The sequence below is a fragment of the Alcanivorax sp. genome (assembly GCF_002733835.1).
GTDB lineage: Bacteria > Pseudomonadota > Gammaproteobacteria > Pseudomonadales > Alcanivoracaceae > Alcanivorax.
Window position 1 is genome coordinate 18,569 of sequence record NZ_NVWY01000020.1, and the last position, 17,917, is coordinate 36,485.

General features: G+C 60.2%; 16 protein-coding genes. 8 read left to right on the plus strand and 8 right to left on the minus strand.

The genetic code is table 11. The annotated features are described in order from the left end of the window. Positions 1-89: 89 nt before the first annotated feature. Entirely contained in the window at positions 90-851 is a 762-nt protein-coding gene (locus COA55_RS10220; protein WP_290502005.1) for a hypothetical protein, read from the minus strand. Positions 852-1,289: 438 nt separating this feature from the next. On the opposite strand from COA55_RS10220, the gene COA55_RS10225 reads away from it, so the two are divergent. Further along, a complete protein-coding gene (locus COA55_RS10225) occupies positions 1,290-2,342 on the plus strand; it encodes a hypothetical protein (RefSeq protein WP_290502007.1) in 1,053 nt (350 codons plus the stop codon). Positions 2,343-2,405: 63 nt separating this feature from the next. Next, positions 2,406-3,188 carry a transporter substrate-binding domain-containing protein gene (locus COA55_RS10230; RefSeq protein ID WP_290502009.1) on the plus strand — a complete coding sequence of 261 codons (783 nt, stop codon included), beginning with the start codon at positions 2,406-2,408 and terminating at the stop codon, positions 3,186-3,188. 54 nt (positions 3,189-3,242) lie between these two features. Here the strand turns inward: COA55_RS10230 and recG are convergent, their stop codons facing one another. Both recG and COA55_RS10240 read right to left on the minus strand, forming a co-directional pair. Further along, positions 3,243-5,354 carry an ATP-dependent DNA helicase RecG gene (gene recG / locus COA55_RS10235; protein WP_290502010.1) on the minus strand — a complete coding sequence of 704 codons (2,112 nt, stop codon included), beginning with the start codon at positions 5,352-5,354 and terminating at the stop codon, positions 3,243-3,245. A 120-nt stretch (positions 5,355-5,474) separates the two neighbouring features. Continuing rightward, the gene (locus tag COA55_RS10240; protein ID WP_290502012.1) at positions 5,475-6,377 is read right to left on the minus strand and encodes a hydrogen peroxide-inducible genes activator; all 903 of its coding nucleotides are present in this window, start codon (positions 6,375-6,377) and stop codon (positions 5,475-5,477) included. Between the two features lie 132 nt (positions 6,378-6,509). On the opposite strand from COA55_RS10240, the gene COA55_RS10245 reads away from it, so the two are divergent. The 4 genes from COA55_RS10245 (at position 6,510) to COA55_RS10260 (ending at position 10,226) form a co-directional block, all read left to right on the plus strand. Beyond that, on the plus strand, positions 6,510-7,343 hold the full coding sequence (locus COA55_RS10245; protein ID WP_290502014.1) for an NAD-dependent epimerase/dehydratase family protein: 834 nt from the start codon (positions 6,510-6,512) through the stop codon (positions 7,341-7,343). Positions 7,344-7,757: 414 nt separating this feature from the next. Continuing rightward, the gene (purE, locus tag COA55_RS10250; protein WP_007150426.1) at positions 7,758-8,249 is read left to right on the plus strand and encodes a 5-(carboxyamino)imidazole ribonucleotide mutase; all 492 of its coding nucleotides are present in this window, start codon (positions 7,758-7,760) and stop codon (positions 8,247-8,249) included. A gap of 45 nt (positions 8,250-8,294) precedes the next feature. Next, positions 8,295-9,401: a 5-(carboxyamino)imidazole ribonucleotide synthase gene (locus COA55_RS10255; protein WP_290502017.1), complete on the plus strand. Its 1,107-nt coding sequence runs from the start codon at positions 8,295-8,297 to the stop codon at positions 9,399-9,401. Between the two features lie 252 nt (positions 9,402-9,653). Beyond that, positions 9,654-10,226, plus strand: a complete 573-nt coding sequence (locus tag COA55_RS10260) for a VTT domain-containing protein (protein WP_063519894.1) — start codon at positions 9,654-9,656, stop codon at positions 10,224-10,226. Between the two features lie 195 nt (positions 10,227-10,421). On the opposite strand, the gene COA55_RS10265 is transcribed toward COA55_RS10260, so the two are convergent. The 5 genes from COA55_RS10265 to gmk form a co-directional block, all read right to left on the minus strand. Further along, complete coding sequence (locus COA55_RS10265; RefSeq protein WP_063519888.1) at positions 10,422-10,658, minus strand: DUF2789 domain-containing protein; 237 nt, start codon at positions 10,656-10,658, stop codon at positions 10,422-10,424. Between the two features lie 198 nt (positions 10,659-10,856). After that, a complete protein-coding gene (locus tag COA55_RS10270) occupies positions 10,857-11,243 on the minus strand; it encodes a RidA family protein (protein WP_063519889.1) in 387 nt (128 codons plus the stop codon). Positions 11,244-11,393: 150 nt separating this feature from the next. Next, positions 11,394-13,505 (minus strand): RelA/SpoT family protein, encoded by a 2,112-nt coding sequence (locus COA55_RS10275; protein ID WP_290502021.1) that lies wholly within the window; start codon positions 13,503-13,505, stop codon positions 11,394-11,396. A 276-nt stretch (positions 13,506-13,781) separates the two neighbouring features. Next, complete coding sequence (gene rpoZ, locus COA55_RS10280; RefSeq protein WP_007149241.1) at positions 13,782-14,045, minus strand: DNA-directed RNA polymerase subunit omega; 264 nt, start codon at positions 14,043-14,045, stop codon at positions 13,782-13,784. Positions 14,046-14,195: 150 nt separating this feature from the next. Next, entirely contained in the window at positions 14,196-14,819 is a 624-nt protein-coding gene (gmk, locus tag COA55_RS10285) for a guanylate kinase (protein ID WP_290502023.1), read from the minus strand. Between the two features lie 100 nt (positions 14,820-14,919). Here gmk and doeB point away from each other — a divergent pair, with 100 nt between their 5' ends. Further along, positions 14,920-15,909 carry a N(2)-acetyl-L-2,4-diaminobutanoate deacetylase DoeB gene (doeB, locus tag COA55_RS10290; protein ID WP_290502025.1) on the plus strand — a complete coding sequence of 330 codons (990 nt, stop codon included), beginning with the start codon at positions 14,920-14,922 and terminating at the stop codon, positions 15,907-15,909. An 18-nt stretch (positions 15,910-15,927) separates the two neighbouring features. Continuing rightward, positions 15,928-17,613, plus strand: coding sequence for a dihydroxy-acid dehydratase (gene ilvD, locus COA55_RS10295; RefSeq protein ID WP_290502027.1), 1,686 nt, complete (start codon positions 15,928-15,930; stop codon positions 17,611-17,613). The last annotated feature ends 304 nt before the right edge of the window (positions 17,614-17,917 follow it).

Here is a 17,917-nt window from a genome sequence, read left to right on the forward strand (position 1 = left end):
CCTTGTGGGCGGCGGCGATATTACGCCGGATTTTCCCGGTGTCCAGAGATTGATGCGTTTTGCCTCGTGTTCTGATGGTCGCGGGTGGTTTACAGCGACCAGGACAGGAAGAGGTTGGCGCCGCTGAGTCGATTATCGTAGCGGAAGGTGTATTGTGGCGCCGTTTCCGTGACATTGAGATTGCTGGTGGCCAGGCCCACGCCCACCCCCAGGTTTCGCCATACGTTGTATTCCATGCCTACCTGCATTTCAGAGAACAGGCCTTTCCAGTCGTCGTACTCCAGATAAAAGCCTTCGGCTTTCAGGAACCAGTACAGCTTCGGGTTGACCCGATAGTTGAGCCCGAAGCCCACGGTGGGCAGGGGGACGGTATGGGCGGCGTTACGGGTTTCCTGGGCAGAGACCGTGCCGGACGGGTCTGTCTTGACGTCCAGATCAATATTGAACCTGGAGACGTGCAGCCCGCCCCCGGCCATCAGCTCGACTTTGTCATTGTGATAAAAAGAATAGAAATAGCTGGCCTTCATGATCTCGTAACCGAGCGAACTGGATACCGTGCTGCCAGCGGCCACGGTGGTGCTGTTGCCGCCCTGGTCTACCCAGTCGATGTCTTTCTGCAGGACTTTGGAGGCGTCAGATTCCACCTGGAACCAGGAGGCAACAATCTGGGAGCGGGGGGTAAATCGGTAATGGCCCTCCAGTCGCAAAACCGTTTCTTCCAGATCCAGCCCGAGTGTATCCCCTGGCCGGATGGCCGCGCCGGCCCCCACATTGCGTTCCACCAGTGACAGTGTGGTATCGGCACGGAACACACTGTAGCCACCCGCAGAGAGGTACCATTTTTCATTCATGGCATGTTTGTCATCAGCGTGGACGGAGGCCGTAAAAGGTAGCAGGAGCAAGCCTGTGATGACGGTTCCAATGGCAGTGCGGTAGTGCGGGTGGTGGCAAAAGGCTGCAGTCATAACGTTTTTCATCCCTGAAAATTTGTCGATACGCGTGTGCTCACTTTTTCTTTATCGTGCAGAAAAGCCTTTAATTATTCCAGCACAACACGATGACAAATATGAGGCGCAAGTGCTGTTATTGCTGAGATTGTGGCGGTTTAAGCTAAAACCGGGCAGTCTAGGTGTGATCGCTCATCACAAGGCACAAATGAAAAATAATAGTGCGTACAGGTGGGGCATGGCGGATACCGGGGGTGCCGGATTATTGTCGGTACTTTTTGCATTACATAATTAAGGGGGTGTGTGTTGACGTTACCGTTGGGGGTGCGGCTGAAGATCGGAGTGTCCGCGATTATCTGCTTCGTTGTGGGGCTGGCTTTCCTGTTCAGCTTTCCGGTGTTGTTCAGTATTTCTTGGTGGGTGTTGCTGGCCGTTGCTGCGTTGGCATTGTTGCTGGGGGCGTTGCTGAACGGCGCACTGCGTTTGCTGTTGGGGAAAAAGAAAAATCGCAGCTTGCTGAAATCCGTAGGGGTATTTTTCTGCCTGTTGACCATCGCCACGGCATTGCCGATTTACTACCTGGTCTACAAGGTGCAGGCGGATCCGCCGCTGTTACCCCAGGCCACCTTGAGCAATGGCAAGAAAACCGTGGTCTTCCAGGGCATGGTCCATGTGGGCATGGAGAGTTTCTATAAGTCGGTGGTCTATGATCTGGAAGAGGCCCTCAATGAGGGCTATCGGCTGTATTACGAAGGGGTGCAACCTTCCCCCGGTGAAGGTGATGCCTGGTTTGCCGAACAGCTTGCCGGGGGCGGTGACTTGGCAGAGAACTACAAGGCTCTGGCTGATGCCTGCGGGGTGAAATTCCAGATCGATTACTTTGGTTTGATGGAACGAGATGCGCAGCAGCATCCGGAGCGGCATGTGGCGGCGGATGTCACCAGCCTGGAAATGAAGCAGGAATATGATCGTTTGATGGCCACGGACCCGGCTTTCGCCGAGCAGGTGCGTGACCGGGAGGCTCCCGCTTCCACGGATACCAGCGATCCGGTTGCCGCCCTGCTGGATTGGCATGCTTCCGCCACCGATGAGCAGAAAAAACTGATCGGCATTTTGTGCCGCGGTGCCTTTGCCATGGCGCTGGGCGATCAGAGCGAGCATGAACCCCGGCCGCTGGATAAAGTGATTCTCGATTTCCGCAACCGCCAGCTGGCGCAGCGTATTATCGCAGATGACAGCCAGCGCATTTATATCACCTACGGCGCGGCCCATTTGCCCGGTGTGCTGGCCTCCCTGCAAGCCGCTGATCCGGCCTGGCAGATCACCACGGTGAAATGGATGCGAGGCATGGCGACCCCGGAACACCTTGAAGGTGCCTTGCCGTCCATGCCTTAGTGGGAAAGAAAGGCCGCACTGGTGTGAAGATTGATTCCATAAAGACAACAGGATGCACAAAGAATGATGAAGCGAATTGGATGGATGCTGGTGCTGACGTTGGGGCTGTTGGCAGGGTGCAGCAGCAGTGGTCATGGCGAACAGGAAGACAAAGCCTTGCGGGTTGGTGTCATGCCCGATTACCCGCCGCTGGTGTTTCGCGAGGACGCCAAGGTTGTGGGGCTGGAGCGGGACTTTGCCGAGCAATTATCCGGTGATCTTGAGCGCCCTCTGTCTTTGCATGAATACACGCAACTGAGTGATCTGTTTGCGGCGCTGAAGAATAACGAAATCGATATCATCATGTCCGGTATTTCCATAACGCCTGCTCGGCAGGAGGCCTTCGCATTCAGCCTGCCTTATACCACCATCGGCCAGATGGCCATGATTCGTCTTGACGATGCCGCCCGGCTGGCCACGCCCAGCGCCTTGTTTACCGGGCGCTACCGGGTGGGTTACAAAAATGGCACTACCGGTGAGGTGTTCGTGAAAGAGACCATGGATGCGCAGACCCGGGGGTTCAACAGCAATACTGAAGCGACCCAGGCCCTGGTTAACGGTGACATTGATGCGTTCATTCACGATGCGCCCACGGTCTGGAACCTGGCTAACAAGCATGAGTACCCGGTGAAGTTGCTGGGCCTGTACAAACCGCTTACCAGGGAACAACTGGCGTGGGTAATGCGCAAGCATGACAGCGAACTGAAACAGCAAGTGGATACGGTGCTGAAGCGTTGGGTAAATAACGGTTTTCTGATGCAGACAAAAACCCAATGGATTCCGGTGAAAATTCTTTCCGGGCAGTGATTTTTTGTAGGTCGGGTTAGTCGCGTAGCGACGTAACCCGACAAGCTTTTTTATTTAGATATCCGCGAAATTCTCCCCACCCTTTAACCAGCGGCGTAACAGCGGTTCAACCCACTGCGGGCAGTCGTGCATCAGTTTGTTGGCCACGTCTTTGGCCGGTTCCATCAGGGCTTCATCGCGGACCAGGTCGGCAATGCGAAAGGCCAGGTCCCCGGTCTGGCGAGTGCCCAGCCATTCCCCGGGGCCGCGCAGTTTCAGATCTTCTTCGGCAATAACAAAACCGTCGGTGGTGTCGCGCATGACCGCCAGCCGCCGTTTGCCGGTGAGTGACAGCGGGTTCTTGTACAGCAGCAGACAATAGCTTTGCTCGCCGCCCCGCCCTACGCGTCCGCGTAGCTGATGTAATTGTGCCAGGCCCAGTCGTTCGGCATTTTCCATCACCATAAGCGTGGCGTTGGGGACATCCACGCCCACCTCGATCACTGTAGTGGCGATCAGCAGTTGCGCGTCACCCCGGGAAAAGCGGGCCATCCGTTCGGCTTTTTCTTTTGCTTTCATGCGTCCGTGGACCAGCTCTATGCTCAGGTCTGGCAAGGCCACCTGCAATTCCGCGAAGGTAGCTTCCGCTGCCTGGGCCTGCAGTTCTTCTGATTCCTCGATGAGCGTGCAGACCCAATAAGCCTGGGTATTCCCTTTTTTGGTGTCAGGGCGGCAGGCATCGTTGATCCGTTCGATCACCTGGGGGCGGCGGCCTTCCGGCAGCACCAGGGTGTCGATGGGTTTGCGCCCCGGCGGCATTTCGTCGATCACCGAGGTGTCCAGATCGCCGTACACGCTCATGGCCAGGGTGCGGGGAATGGGGGTGGCGGTGAGCGTTAGCTGGTGGGGCACCTGGCTGCCGTTGGCGGTATCAAAGCGGCCTTTTTCGCGCAGGGAAAGGCGTTGCTGCACGCCGAACCGGTGTTGCTCATCAATGATGGTGAGCCCGAGCCGGTGGAATTGCACCGCTTCCTGGAACAGGGCGTGGGTACCGACAACAATCCGGGCGCTGCCATCAGCCAGTGCCGCATTGGTTTCCCGACGGGCTTTGATGCCCAGGCTGCCGGCGAGCCAGTGAACCTCGATGCCCAGCGGTGCCAGCCAGTGGCGGAAATTGTCCCGGTGTTGCTCTGCCAGCAGTTCGGTGGGTGCCATCAGGGCCACCTGATAACCGGATTCGATAGCGGCGAGGGCTGCCGCCGCCGCCACCAGTGTTTTGCCCGATCCCACATCCCCCTGCACCAGCCGTAGCATGGGGTGGGGCTTGGCCATGTCACCCATGAGCTCACCGATGACGCGCTGCTGCGCCCCGGTCAGGGCAAAGGGCAGGCTGGTCTGCAGTTTTTCAAACAGCGTTTGCCCGCTGAGCCGCGGGGCATGGAAGGCTTTCTGCCCGGCCCGTTTTTGCAGCATGCCCAACTGGTGAGCCACCATTTCTTCCATGACCAGCCGTTTTACCGCCGGGTGCTTGCCTTCCAGTAGCAGGTTCACCGGGTCATCCGGGTTCGGGTTATGCAGCTTGCTGAGCGCCTGGGTCAGGCTGGGTAATCCGCTCTGATCCAGCAATTGCGCGGGGATCAATTCCTGGGGCGGGTGTGCCTGCAAGTAATGTAGCGCCTGGCCGGTCAGGTTGCGCAGGGTTTTCTGGCTGACGCCATCGGTGGTGGGATAGACCGGGGTCAGGGCTTTTTCCAGTGGCGGCAGGCCGCTGTCGGCATAATCCAGCTGGTATTCCGGATGGTAGAACTCCAGCCCGGCGGAGCCGGGGCGGGGCTCGCCGTACACGCGAATGGTTCTGCCGCGCTCCAGGTTGTTCTTCTGGGCGGCGCTGAAATGGTAGAAGCGTAGCGTCACCATGCCGGTGCCGTCGGCCACTTTACACAGCAGTGAACGGCGGCGGCCGAAGATCACATCGGCGGCCATCACCTGCCCTTCGATGACGACGCCGGTTTCCGGGCGCAGGCCGCCGATGGGGGTAATACGGGTGCGATCTTCGTAGCGAAACGGTAGGTGGAAAAGCAGATCTTCCAGATTGTGCAGGCCCAGTTTGGCCAGCCGCTCGGCAGCAGCAGGGCCCACGCCTTTCAGGCGGGTGATGGGGAGGCTGGAGAGGCTGTCACTGGCCATGGTTGGGCAACACCGCTGTAGGAGCACCTCTCGAGGTGCGAATCGGGTTCCAGCGTCTTGCCTGGGTAGGGTTCGCACCTCGAGAGGTGCTCCTACAGGGAGAAACCTTCCTGCCCATCGTTATCCCGACAATCCTTCCTTGGGCACCGCCTGGCGGAGTACTTCGATGGCCTTGGGCCGAGGAAAGCTGTCGCGCCAGACCAGGGCGATGGTCCGTGAGGGCACCGGCTCTTCAAATGGCCGCACGGCAAAGGTGTCCTTGTTGTAACCGTGCTGATGGAGGGCCGAATTGGGTAGCACGGTAATGCCCAGCCCGCCGGCGACCATATGACGCAGGGTTTCCAGGGAGCCACCTTCGATCTGCACCAGGTTGCGTTGGTGTTGGGAATCGATAGCCGGGCACAGCTCCAGCACCTGGTCACGGAAACAGTGGCCTTCGCCGAGCAGTAGCAGGGATTCGTTGAGTAGCTGTTCCGGGGCGATTTTCTTCTGCGCTGTCCAGGCATGGTCACCGGGCAGGAGCACGGAGAAGGACTCCTCGTACATGCGCGCCCGTACCAGACCGCCACCGGAAAAGGGCAGTGCCACGATAATAGCGTCCAGTTCGCCATGTTCCAGCTTGCGTCGCAGCACGTGGGTGTAATTTTCTTCGATGAACAGCGGCATCTCCGGCGCTGCTTCGCGCACCCGCGGCACCATGGTGGGGAACAGATAGGGGGCGACGGTAAAGATCGCCCCGACCCGCAGCGGCGAGCTGAGCTGGTCGCGTTGGCTCGTGGCCATCTGGGAGAGCAGGTCAGCCTGTTCCAGCACGCGCTGGGCCTGGGCGACAATGGGCTCGGCCTGGGGGGTGACGACCACTTCGCGGGGGCGCCGCTCGAACAGGGGCATGCCCAGTTGTTCTTCCAGCTTTTTAATAGCCGCACTGAGGGTCGGTTGGCTGACGTTGCAGGCCTGGGCGGCGTGGCCAAAGTGGCGTTCACGGGCCAGGGCGACCAGATAGCGTAGTTCTGTTAGTGTCATGGCGTTGATACACTTAATCGATTGAATGCCATTGTGCATATTAAAGGCGCCGGACGCTAGACGCCGAATGTCCGACGTGCGGTCTGCGTCTGGCATGGGGCATCCAGCGTCTGGCGCTCCGTAAGGAGCGTTATGTCTCACATTCTTATTGCCGGCCTGGGTGACCTGGGCACTGGCCTGGCCGAACAATTAATGGCGGGCGGACATCGCATCAGCGCGATTCGTCGCGGCACCCAGGCGCCTGCCGGGGTGGAGCTGTACAGCCAGGATCTCACCGAAGGTGCAGCCATGCTGCCGCCGGACCCGGTGGATCTGCTGGTGATTATCATGACGCCGTCAGAGTACAGCGAAGAAGGTTATTTGCAGGCCTTTGTGCGTGCGCCACTGATCCTGCTGGAGGCATTGGGGCGCCAGCAACCGCTGCCCCCGGTGGTGTTCGTTTCCAGCAGTGCGGTTTTCGGCGATCTGGAAGGCGTTGTCGATGAGCTGACGCCGCCGCGCCCGGGGCGTTATAACGGCAAGGTATTGCTGGCGGCGGAAGAAGAGATCAGCACCCGCAGTTTGAGTACCGTGGTGCGCTTCACTGGCATCTACGGGCCGGGCCGTTATCGGCAAATCGACAAGGCAGCCAGGCTGGCCCGTGGAGAAGAAAGTCTGCCGGCGCCCCAGTGGACTAATCGCATTCACCGCGACGACTGCGTGGGCCTGCTGCACAGCGTGGTGCTGGGCTGGCTGGAGGGCCGTGAAATGCCGCCGCTGGTGATCGGCACCGATGCGGTAGGTGGCCGCAATCTGGATGTGCTGAAATGGTTGGCGGACCAACAGGGGCTGACCCTGGCGGTGCCTGATGAACCGGCCACTGGCAAACAGGTGCGCAGCCTGTATATCCAGCAAGGGCACTATGCTCTGCAGTATCCGGGTTATCAGGAGGGGTATGCACAGGTGCTGGCGGAGAGAAGCAGTTGAAAGTTCAAAGTTAAAAGTTGAAAGGCGCGGGTTGGATTGGATCAAAGCTGAAGCTCTGGGTCCGCGTGCCAACTCAGATGGTCGTGCTGCCCTCTGTGGTAAAAAACGCTTTTGACCTGCCTCCAGCTATCAACATGGGGCGCGGGCACGGCGGTTCTGTCACGCCCTGCCTGGCCCGCGTTTAAACTTCCAACTCGCTCCTTTGAACTGATCCCAAAGCGCATTCCCGGCCAAATCACGCTAAAATCGCCCATCTGTCGGCCGGGAACGTGATCATTGGTTGTTTTTTCGCCGATAGGCTTGCCTCCGGCGCAGGCATTAGTAAAGTGTGCGCCTCAAATTTTTCTGTGTCGGTGCCGGGGTAGATGCCGATGCGCCGCAAAAGCCCGTGATGGGCGCGATGGAGTAACGCGAATGAGCACGCCGGTTGCCGTGGTAATGGGGTCCCAATCTGACTGGGAGACCATGAAAGAAGCCTGTGACGCCCTGACCCAATTCAATGTGGGTTGGAAGGCCGAAGTGGTATCGGCTCACCGCACCCCTCAGCGTATGTACGACTTTGCCAAAAGCGCCCACGAGAACGGCTACAAGGTGATTATCGCCGGCGCCGGTGGCGCGGCGCATTTGCCCGGCATGATCGCCTCCCTGACCCCGCTGCCGGTGCTGGGTGTGCCGGTGAAAAGCCGTACCCTGTCTGGCTGGGACAGCCTGCTGTCCATCGTGCAGATGCCCAAGGGCGTGGCCGTGGGCACCCTGGCCATCGGCGCGGCGGGCGCCTGGAATGCCGGCCTGCTGGCTTCCCAGATGTTGGCGGCGGACAACCCCGAACTGCTACAACAAATCGCCGACTGGAAAGCCTCCCGCGCGGATGAGGTGTTGGCCAATGCAGAGCTGGGGCAGGGCTGATCCCCTGGCTCCGTTCTTTTCCCTGTTTGCTCTGACGGATCTGCTATGAATCGCGTACTTGTTCTTGGTGGTGGCCAGCTTGGCCTGATGATGGCAGAAGCCGCAGCTCGGCTGGGGCTGGTGGTGGACCGTTACGACCCGGAGCGGGCATTGCTGTTGCCGGGCACCTCGGACCTGGCCGTGCCGATCAGCTGGGAAGAATGCCTGGAACGCTACCCGGTGATTACCGTGGAACGTGAAGCCTTCCCGGACACCGGTTTTTCCGCAGAACTCGCGCAGAGCGATCGTTGTGTGGCGCGCGGCGCCCTGCAAGTGATCCCCGACCGCTTCACCCAGAAAGCGATGCTCGACAAGCTGGGCATTCCCACGGCGCCCTGGGTGACCCTGGACAAGACCGACGACCTGCATGATGCGGTGGCGCAGTTTGGTGGCGTGGTCGTGAAGGCCCGTAGTGGCGGCTATGACGGTCGTGGTACCTGGATTGTGGGCGAGGGCGGCGACCTGTCTGCTGTGCCCGCCGCAGAGTTGGCCGGCAAGGCCATCGTCGAGAAAAAAATTCCGTTCAGCCGCGAACTGTCCATCGTCGGCGCGCGCAGTATCAGCGGCGAAACCCTGTTCTACCCGCTGACCCGCAACTGGCACGTGGACGGCATTCTGCGCCTGAGCCTGGCACCGGCCAACGCCTGTTCTGATCTGCAGAAACCCGCCGAGCAGATGCTCAAGGGCATCATGGAAGAACTGGATTACGCCGGCGTCATGGCGGTAGAGTTCTTCGAAGTGGATGGCCAGCTGATGGTCAACGAGATTGCCCCGCGGGTGCACAACTCTGGCCACTGGACCCACGAAGGCGCGGACTGGTCCCAGTTCGACCTGCATGTCCACGCCCTGGCCGGTGTGCCCCTTCATGCCCTCAACGTCCACGGCCCCTCCGCCATGGTCAACCTGATCGGTACCCCCTTCGAGAATGCCTGGCTGCAACATCCGGGTGTGGTGCATTGGTACGGCAAGAGCGTCCGTCCGGGCCGCAAGGTGGGCCACGCCAATCTGGTCGCGGGTACTCTGGAAGGCCTGCGCGAAGGGCTGGATGCCTGGGCCGATGTGCTGCCTGAAGGCTATCAGGCGGTGCTGGATTCTGAGCTGGATCTGGGCTGATCTTGAGTTGCGACTTGACCGTTCCAGGTTGAAAACGCGGTATTTCCGGGAGCCATCCGAAATAGGCTTTAGCCGCGCCGCAGTACCGGGAAACAATCAAAACTGAAACTAATCGCAGGCGCCGGCGGGCATCCCAGGTATCCTGCACTTTTCAACTTTCAACTTGAAACCCCTCCCCCTTCACGTTTTGCTGGCCGTGCCAGCTTACACTGTCCATAGTGCAAGGCAGGAAAAGGCGGAACGGTTGTGATCATGACACTTTCTCTGGGGCGTTATCGGCGGCTGATCATGTTGGCCATGGTGCTGGCGCTGGTCCTGATTACCGTGGAACTGACGGGCCTGCGTGAGCAGCTGTCGGTGTCGTTCCTGCGCGCGCAACTGGAGGCCAATCCGGTTTCCGGTTTCATTGCCTTTGTGGTGGTCTTCGTGATCGGCAACCTGATTCAGCTACCCGGCTGGATCTTTCTGGCGGCGGCCATCCTGGCGCTGGGAACGGTGATGGGCGGACTGGCGACCTATGTGGCCGCCTGTGTGTCCTGCCTGGTGACCTATGTGTTGGTGCGCGGTCTCGGCGGCAGTGCCCTGCGGGATATACAGAGCCCCCTCGCCAGGAAGATTCTGGCACGGCTGGACAGCCACCCGGTGCGCAGTGTCGCCTTGCTGCGTTTGTTGTTTCAGACCATGCCGGCGTTGAATTACACGTTGGCGCTCAGCGGGGTGAAGCTACGCCATTACATGCTTGGCACGCTGATTGGCTTGCCGGTGCCGCTGCTGCTTTATTGCATCTTCTTCGACCGAATACTGCTGCTGTTACCGATCGGGTAAGGCCGGACACATGGCCTGCCGCAGGGGCCCGCCTGCAGGCGATCCGAGCCCAAGCGAGGTAAGAATTCCAGAAGCGAGTTTCGAGTAACGAGATTTCGAAAATCTAACACCGACGACCAGGCCCCTGGGGTTGGGGTTTTGCCTTTCGCAACTCGTTACTCGATCCTTGCCTTGCCCAGGCCCGAAGCTGCCCTTTCAATGCCTCAACAGCGCACTCAACGAATCCACCACTTCCGCCCACTCCGCGTCTTCGCGAACCGCCTCGGCAAGAAATCGTGCCTGGGATTCATTCCAGAACGGTGCCTGATGCAGGTGCATGCTGTCGGTGAGTGTGCCGCCATGCTGGTGGATGAAGTCTTCAATATCGGGATCGCTGCTGGCCAGCCCGAGCTGATCAAACAGGGCGTTGAGGTCGTGGGTCGCGGTATCCATATCGCTCTCCCTTATGTTGCGAAAATAAGGTTGCCAGAATAAGTGTTGCGAGATTAACGCAGGCGCACATCTGTCCGCCCACCGTCTGTTCGATGGTGCGCTTTTAAAGCCGCCCTGTCTCCCCTCCTTTCGGAGGGCGGCACCAACAAAAACGCCCGCACAAGGGCGGGCGTGTTGCATGAAGCGTGGTGCGTGGGGTCAGGCAATATCCAGGATGCCGTCCATTTCCACGCCGGCGCCTTTAGGTAGTGCCGCCACGCCGATGGCCGCCCGAGCCGGGTAAGGCTGGGTGAAATGCCGTGCCATTACCTCGTTGACCAGCGCAAAGTGGCTCAGGTCGGTGAGGAAGATATTCAGTTTCACGATGTCCTGCAGGCTGCCGCCTGCGGCTTCGCACACCGCGATCAGGTTGGAAAACACCTGCTCGATCTGCGCCTCCATGTCGCCTTCAACCAGCTCCATGGTTTCCGGCACCAGCGGAATCTGGCCGGACAGATACACGGTGGAGCCTGCCTTGATGGCCTGGGAATAGGTGCCAATGGCTTGCGGAGCCTTGTCGGTGCTGATTACGGAATGGTTGGACATGATGTGTTCTTCGTCAGTTATGCCCCCGGCCACGGCCAGCAGGCGAAAAAAGGGAAGCGGCTATGCTTGCACGGGTTAATACCTGCACGCAATAGCGCGGAGAAACCGCCAAGAGTGCCTTGGCATATTGCGTGAGGGGTGCTGCGTTTATCAAAGCCGGTGGATGCGGACGATGCTGTCCAGGGTGCGCAGTTTCTTGATGATGCGCGCCAGGTGGATGCGGTCTTTCACCGTCATGGTCACGTTGAGGATGGTGAGGGTGGGGTCTTTCTCGGCCATGTCGATGGTGTCGATGTTGGAGCCCAGTTCCGACACGCTGTTGGCCAGGGTGGCGAGGACGCCGCGTTTGTTGATCAGCTCGATGCGCAGGGCGGCGGTGAATTCCTGTTCCACCTGTTTGTCCCAGCTTAGCGCGATGCATTTTTCCGGGGCGTTGCGCATTTCCGCCAGCAGGTTTTTGCAGGTATCACGGTGGACTACGATGCCGCGCCCGGCACTCAGGTGGCCGATGATGGTATCGCCGGGCAGCGGGCAGCAGCACTTGGCGTAGCTAACCATCAGGCCTTCGCTGCCACGAATGGCCAGTGGTCGGCGGTCATCTTCGTGCTGGCGCTCGTCGTCATCGCGAGCGCCGGCCAGCTTGCGCGCCACCAGTGGTGCCAGGCGGTTGCCCATGCCGATATCTTCCAGCAGGTCGTCCAGCTCCACGTAACCGTTACCGGCCAGCTCGCTGACCACTCGCTCAATGGGCAGATCGTCCAGGCCCATGTCGTAGCTGTGCAGGGCTTTCTCCAGTAGCCGCTGCCCCAGCTCCACGGCATCTTCGCGTTGCTGGTGCTTGAGGAAGTGGCGAATGTTGGTGCGCGCCTTGCCGGTGACCACAAAATTGAGCCAGGCCGGGTTGGGAGTGGCATTGGGGGCGGTGATGATCTTGACGGTCTGGCCCGATTCCAGTGGTGTAGACAGCGCGGCCAGCTTGCCGTCGATGCGCGCCGCCACGCACTTGTTGCCCACCTTGGTGTGCACGGCGTAGGCAAAATCCACCGCGGTGGCGCCGCCGGGCAGTTCCTTGATGTCCCCCTTGGGGGTGAACACATAGGCTTCGTCCGGGAACAGGTCCACCTTCACGTTCTCGATAAACTCCATGGAGTTACCGGTCTTCTGCTGTAGTTCCAGCAGGCGCTGCATCCAGCTCTGGGTGCGGCTGTGAGTGGGCGAGCCGGGCTCGTCATCGGACTTGTACAGCCAGTGGGCGGCGATGCCGTTATTGGCCATGGCCTCCATTTCTTCGGTGCGAATCTGCATTTCCAGGGGAATGCCGGAGCGGGCCTTCAGTGTGGTATGCAGGGATTGGTAGCCATTGGCCTTGGGAATGGCAATGTAGTCCTTGAAACGACCGGGAATCGGCGTGAAGTAGTTATGGGTGGCGCCGAGCACCCGGTAGCAGGTGTCGACCCGGTCCACGATGATGCGGAAGCCGAACACATCCATGATGTCGGAGAAGGGTTTGTGTTGCTCCTTCATCTTGGTGTAAATGCTGTACAGGTGTTTTTCGCGGCCCAGTACCCGGGCTTCGATGCCTTCTTCTTCCAGGCAGTGTTCCAGGCTGGTCTTGATAGTGGTGAGGATTTCCTTGCGGTTGCCGCGGGCCTTTTTTACCGCTTGGCCAATCAGCTTGGCGCGCATGGGGTAGATGGCGTGAAAGGCCAGGTCCTCGTATTCCACCCGCATGTTGTACATGCCCAGCCGGAAGGCGATGGGGGCGTACAATTCCAGGGTTTCGGTGGCGATACGGCGGCGCTTTTCCGCGCGCATCACGTGCAGGGTGCGCATGTTGTGCAGGCGGTCAGCCAGCTTGATCAGGATGACGCGGATGTCCCGGGTCATGGCCAGCATCATCTTGCGCAGGTTTTCCGCCTGCTGCTCCGCTTTTGATTCGAACTTGATCTGGGCGATCTTGGACACGCCGTCCACCAGCTCGGCCACCTCTTCGCTGAATTCGTTGGCCAGCTGCTCTTTACTGAACCCGGTGTCCTCGATCACATCGTGCAGCATGGCGGCCATGAGCGAGGCATGGTCCATGTGCATGTCGGTGAGGATATTGGCCACCGCCAGCGGGTGGGTGATGTACGGGTCCCCGGTGCGGCGGTACTGGCCTTCGTGCGCTTGCTCGGCAAAATGGTAAGCGTGTACGACCTGGGCGATCTGGTCATCGTCCAGGTAACTGCGTAACCGTTTTTCCAGATTATGGATGGTGGGCAAAAGGCCTCGTCACGCCCTTGGCGAGTAGCAGGTTCGAAGATGACTCTTAGCTTAGATTTGAGGGCAGGATTTGTCTATGACAAGGAGATAGGCACAGACGATTGTTTGGCTGGGAGAAAGCGATACCGGTTGGCAAGCAAGGCGCGAAAAGGGGGTGTCGCGCTGGAAAACAGGAGTGAGGGGCAAGTGCCAGATGGCAAAACGCAGAGGCCGGTCGGCCTCTGCGTTTGCTTGTCTTGTTCCCGTCGACCCGTTTGGGGGAGACGGGGCGAGCAATTACTCGCCGAAAGACTGGGTCAGCAGGGCCAGCTCGTCCACGTCGGCGCTGCGATCCGCGATGGGGTTGTCCACGGATTCAGCCGTCACGTGGCCTTCTGCGATTTCACGCAGGGCGACAACGGTGGGTTTGTCGTTTTCCCAGGCTACACGTGGCTCTTTACCGCCGCTCTGCAATTGGTGGGCGCGCTTGCCGGCAACCAGTACCAGCTCAAAGCGGTTATCCAGTTTTTCCAGGCAATCTTCTACGGTAACTCGTGCCATGCTGCTCTCCTGACAAGCTGGCGGGGCCGGTTCGACATGAACCCGCACCGCCTGATAATTCGCAAGGAGGCGATTTTACGGGCTGAGGGCAGTGCAAGTCCAGTGCCCGCCGCCGAACGGCGGTGCCGGGGCTGGCCCCGACAGGGGCGATCAGCGTGGCGCGAGCAGGTTCTGCAGGGTCGCGGCCTGGCGGGCAGACTGCCGCGCTGTTACCAGCCGGCGAGCCTCGACAACGGCTTCCAGCTCATACAGGGCACGCTGAAAATCGTCGTTGACCACCAGATAGTCGAATTCGCCGTAGTGGCTCATCTCTTCCTGGGCACCGTCCAGGCGTTGCTGGATCACCGTTTCGTCGTCGGTTTCGCGGCCCCGCAGGCGGTCGGCCAGAATCTCCAGTGAGGGCGGCAGAATGAAGACGCTGACGGCATCCGGTAGCTGCTTGCGAATCTGGGTGGCGCCTTGCCAGTCGATCTCCAGAATCACATCATCGCCGCCGCGCAGGGTCTGCGCGACCCAGTCGGCACTGGTGCCGTAAAGGTTGCCGAACACTTCCGCATGCTCGAGAAAACGGCCCTGTTCCACCTGACGGACAAAGCTGTCACGGTCGGTGAAATGGTAGTTCACGCCGTCTTCCTCACCGGGGCGCATGGCGCGGGTGGTGTGCGAGATGGAAATGCGGACCCGGGCAAGCTTGTCGACCAGGGCGGCCACCAGGCTGGTCTTGCCGGCGCCGGACGGGGCGGAAATGATGTACAGCGTGCCTTTGTCGGCCATAAAAAGAATGTCCTGTTCGCAATCCCGGTAAAGCGCGCATTATAGGCGTAAAGACCCGGGTGCGTCATATGCCCCCTGACCTGGAGATAACGGACTCGCTATGCAGGACAGCGCGATCAGCGCCACGGTGGATTTTCATCGGGACGGCGTGCAGCACGGATTCCTCAAACTGCCTTACTCCCACGACCAGTCTGCCTGGGGCAATGTGATGATCCCGGTGACGGTGATCCGCAACGGCGAAGGGCCCACCGCACTGCTGACCGGGGGCAATCATGGTGATGAATACGAGGGCATCACCGCCTTGCTCAAGCTGGCCAACCGGCTGCAGCCGCGTGATATCAGCGGCCGTGTCATCATTGTGCCGATGATGAATCACCCGGCGGTGCTGAACGGCACGCGTACTTCACCGCTGGACGGCGGCAACCTGAACCGGGCCTTTCCGGGCGACCCTGCCGGCTCCCTCACCGAAAAAATTGCCGATTACTTCACCCGTTATCTGGTGCCGCTGGCCGACGTGGTGCTGGATATGCATTCCGGTGGACGCACGCTGGACCTGTTGCCTTTTGCGGCCACCCATCGCCTCGCCGATGAGGCCTTTGGAGCGCGCTGCCTGGCCGGGGCGGAGGCGTTTGGGGCGCCTTACACCCTGTTTATGGCGGAGCTGGAGGAGGAGGCCCTGTTCGACAGCGTGGTAGAAGCCCAGGGACGGGTGTTCATTGGCACCGAGCTGCGCGGCGGCGGCACGACTACCCCGGATACCGTGGCGCTGGCAGAGCAGGGCGTGGACAACGTGTTACGCTTTGCCGGCATTCTGCCCGGCGACCCGCTACCGGTGACATCGCAGGCGTTGGAGATCCCCAACGCAGACTATTACCGTGTCAGTGAGCATCGCGGTTTGCTGGAATTTGCGGTGGCGCTGGGTGAGTGGGTGCAGCAGGGTGATGTGCTTGCCCGTGTGCATGCCATCGACCGCACCGGCGAGCCACCGGTAGAGTATCTGGCGCCTTTCAAGGGCATGTTGATTGGTCGCCGTCACCCGGCACGGGTGGACATTGGCGACACCTTTGCCGTGCTGGCGGTGAAGCGTTAACCGGAATCAGGAGAGGGTATGAGTGATGCACAGGGCGATCCACGCCGCCGGCATTCCGCCAAGGTCGTCGACGGTCCAGGCAAGTCGGCGAGCCGGGCCATGTTGCGGGCCGTGGGATTTACCGATGAAGATTTTCGTAAACCTCAGGTGGGCATCGCGTCTACCTGGAGTCAGGTGACGCCCTGCAACAGCCACATTGGTGAGCTGGCCGACAAGGCCTGCCAGGGCGCGGATGCGGCCGGCGGCAAGGGCGTGATTTTCAATACCATTACCATCTCTGACGGGATCGCCAACGGCACCGAAGGGATGAAGTATTCGCTGGTCTCCCGCGAGGTGATTGCCGACTCCATTGAAACCGTGGCCGCCTGCGAAGGGTTTGACGGCCTGGTGACCCTGGGCGGTTGCGACAAAAACATGCCAGGCTGCCTGATGGGCATGGCGCGGCTGAATCGCCCCAGCGTGTTCGTTTACGGCGGTACCATCATGCCCGGTAAGGGGCACACCGATATTGTCTCCGTGTTCGAAGCCATGGGCGCCCATTCCCGGGGCGACATGGATCTGATTGAGCTCAAGCAGATTGAAGAAACCGCCATCCCCGGCCCGGGTTCCTGCGGCGGCATGTACACCGCCAACACCATGGCCTCGGCCCTCGAAGCACTGGGCATGAGCCTGCCCGGCAGCTCCGCACAGAACGCGGTGTCCGAAGAAAAGCGGGAAGACTGCGTGCGGGCCGGCGCCGCTGTATTGAAACTGCTGGAAGAGGACATCAAGCCGTCCGACATCATGACCCGCGCGGCGTTCGAGAATGCCATCACCGTGGTGATTGCCCTGGGCGGCTCCACCAATGCGGTGCTGCACCTGATCGCCATGGCCCGCACCATCGATGTGGCGTTGTCACTGGATGACTTTACCGAGATCGGCAAGCGGGTGCCGGTGCTGGCGGACCTGCGCCCCAGCGGCCACTACATGATGAGCGAACTGGTGGCCATTGGCGGTATTCAGCCGCTGATGAAGATCCTCTTGGACGCGGGCATGCTGCACGGCGATTGCCTGACCGTCACTGGCCGCACTCTCGCGGAAAATCTGGCTGATGTAACGCCGTACCCGCTGGATCAGGAGATTATCTCGCCCTTGTCCGAGCCTCTGAAAGCGGAAAGTCACCTGCGCATTCTGTATGGCAACCTGGCCCCGGACGGCGCGGTGGCCAAGATCACCGGCAAGGAAGGCACCCACTTTTCCGGCCCGGCACGGGTGTTCGGTTCGGAAGAAGAAGCCCAGCAACGGATTAACGACGGCACTGTAGTGTCTGGCGACGTGGTAGTGATTCGCTATGAAGGCCCCCGCGGTGGGCCGGGCATGCGTGAAATGCTCACCCCCACCTCCGCCATCATGGGGCGAGGCTTGGGTAATGAGGTGGCGCTGATTACCGATGGCCGCTTCTCCGGCGGCAGCCATGGTTTCGTGGTCGGCCACGTGACCCCGGAAGCCTTCGATGGCGGTCCGCTGGCGCTACTGGAAGACGGCGACCTGATCACCATTGATGCGCAGGAGAACACCCTGGTTGTGGACCTCTCCGATGCAGAGCTGGCACGCCGTCGTGCCAATTGGCAGCAGCCGACGCCACGTTATACCCGTGGGGTGTTGGCCAAGTACGCACGGCTGGTCGGTTCCGCCAGCGAAGGCGCGCTGACGGATCAGGATTGATCTGTCGGGGCGAGCTTCTGCTTTTGCCGACAAAGACAAGCAGATGCTCGCCATCGCCATGGATGTCCCCCATAGCGTTCTGGTCATAACCCGTGGTCAGATCGTGCTCCAGGGGTGCCCCCGGGCGTGCGCAACGATGACGCCGTGCGCAAGGCGTGGATGGAGGTGTAAGGCTGTCAGGAAGGTTTGAAAAAGCCGGCGCAATGCCACTGCTGTCCCACAGTTTGGGGCGATCATAAATAGAGCCTCATTTGAGGCTCTATTTTTTTGTCTGGAGGGTCCGGATTCAGCAGCTCTTTCAGGG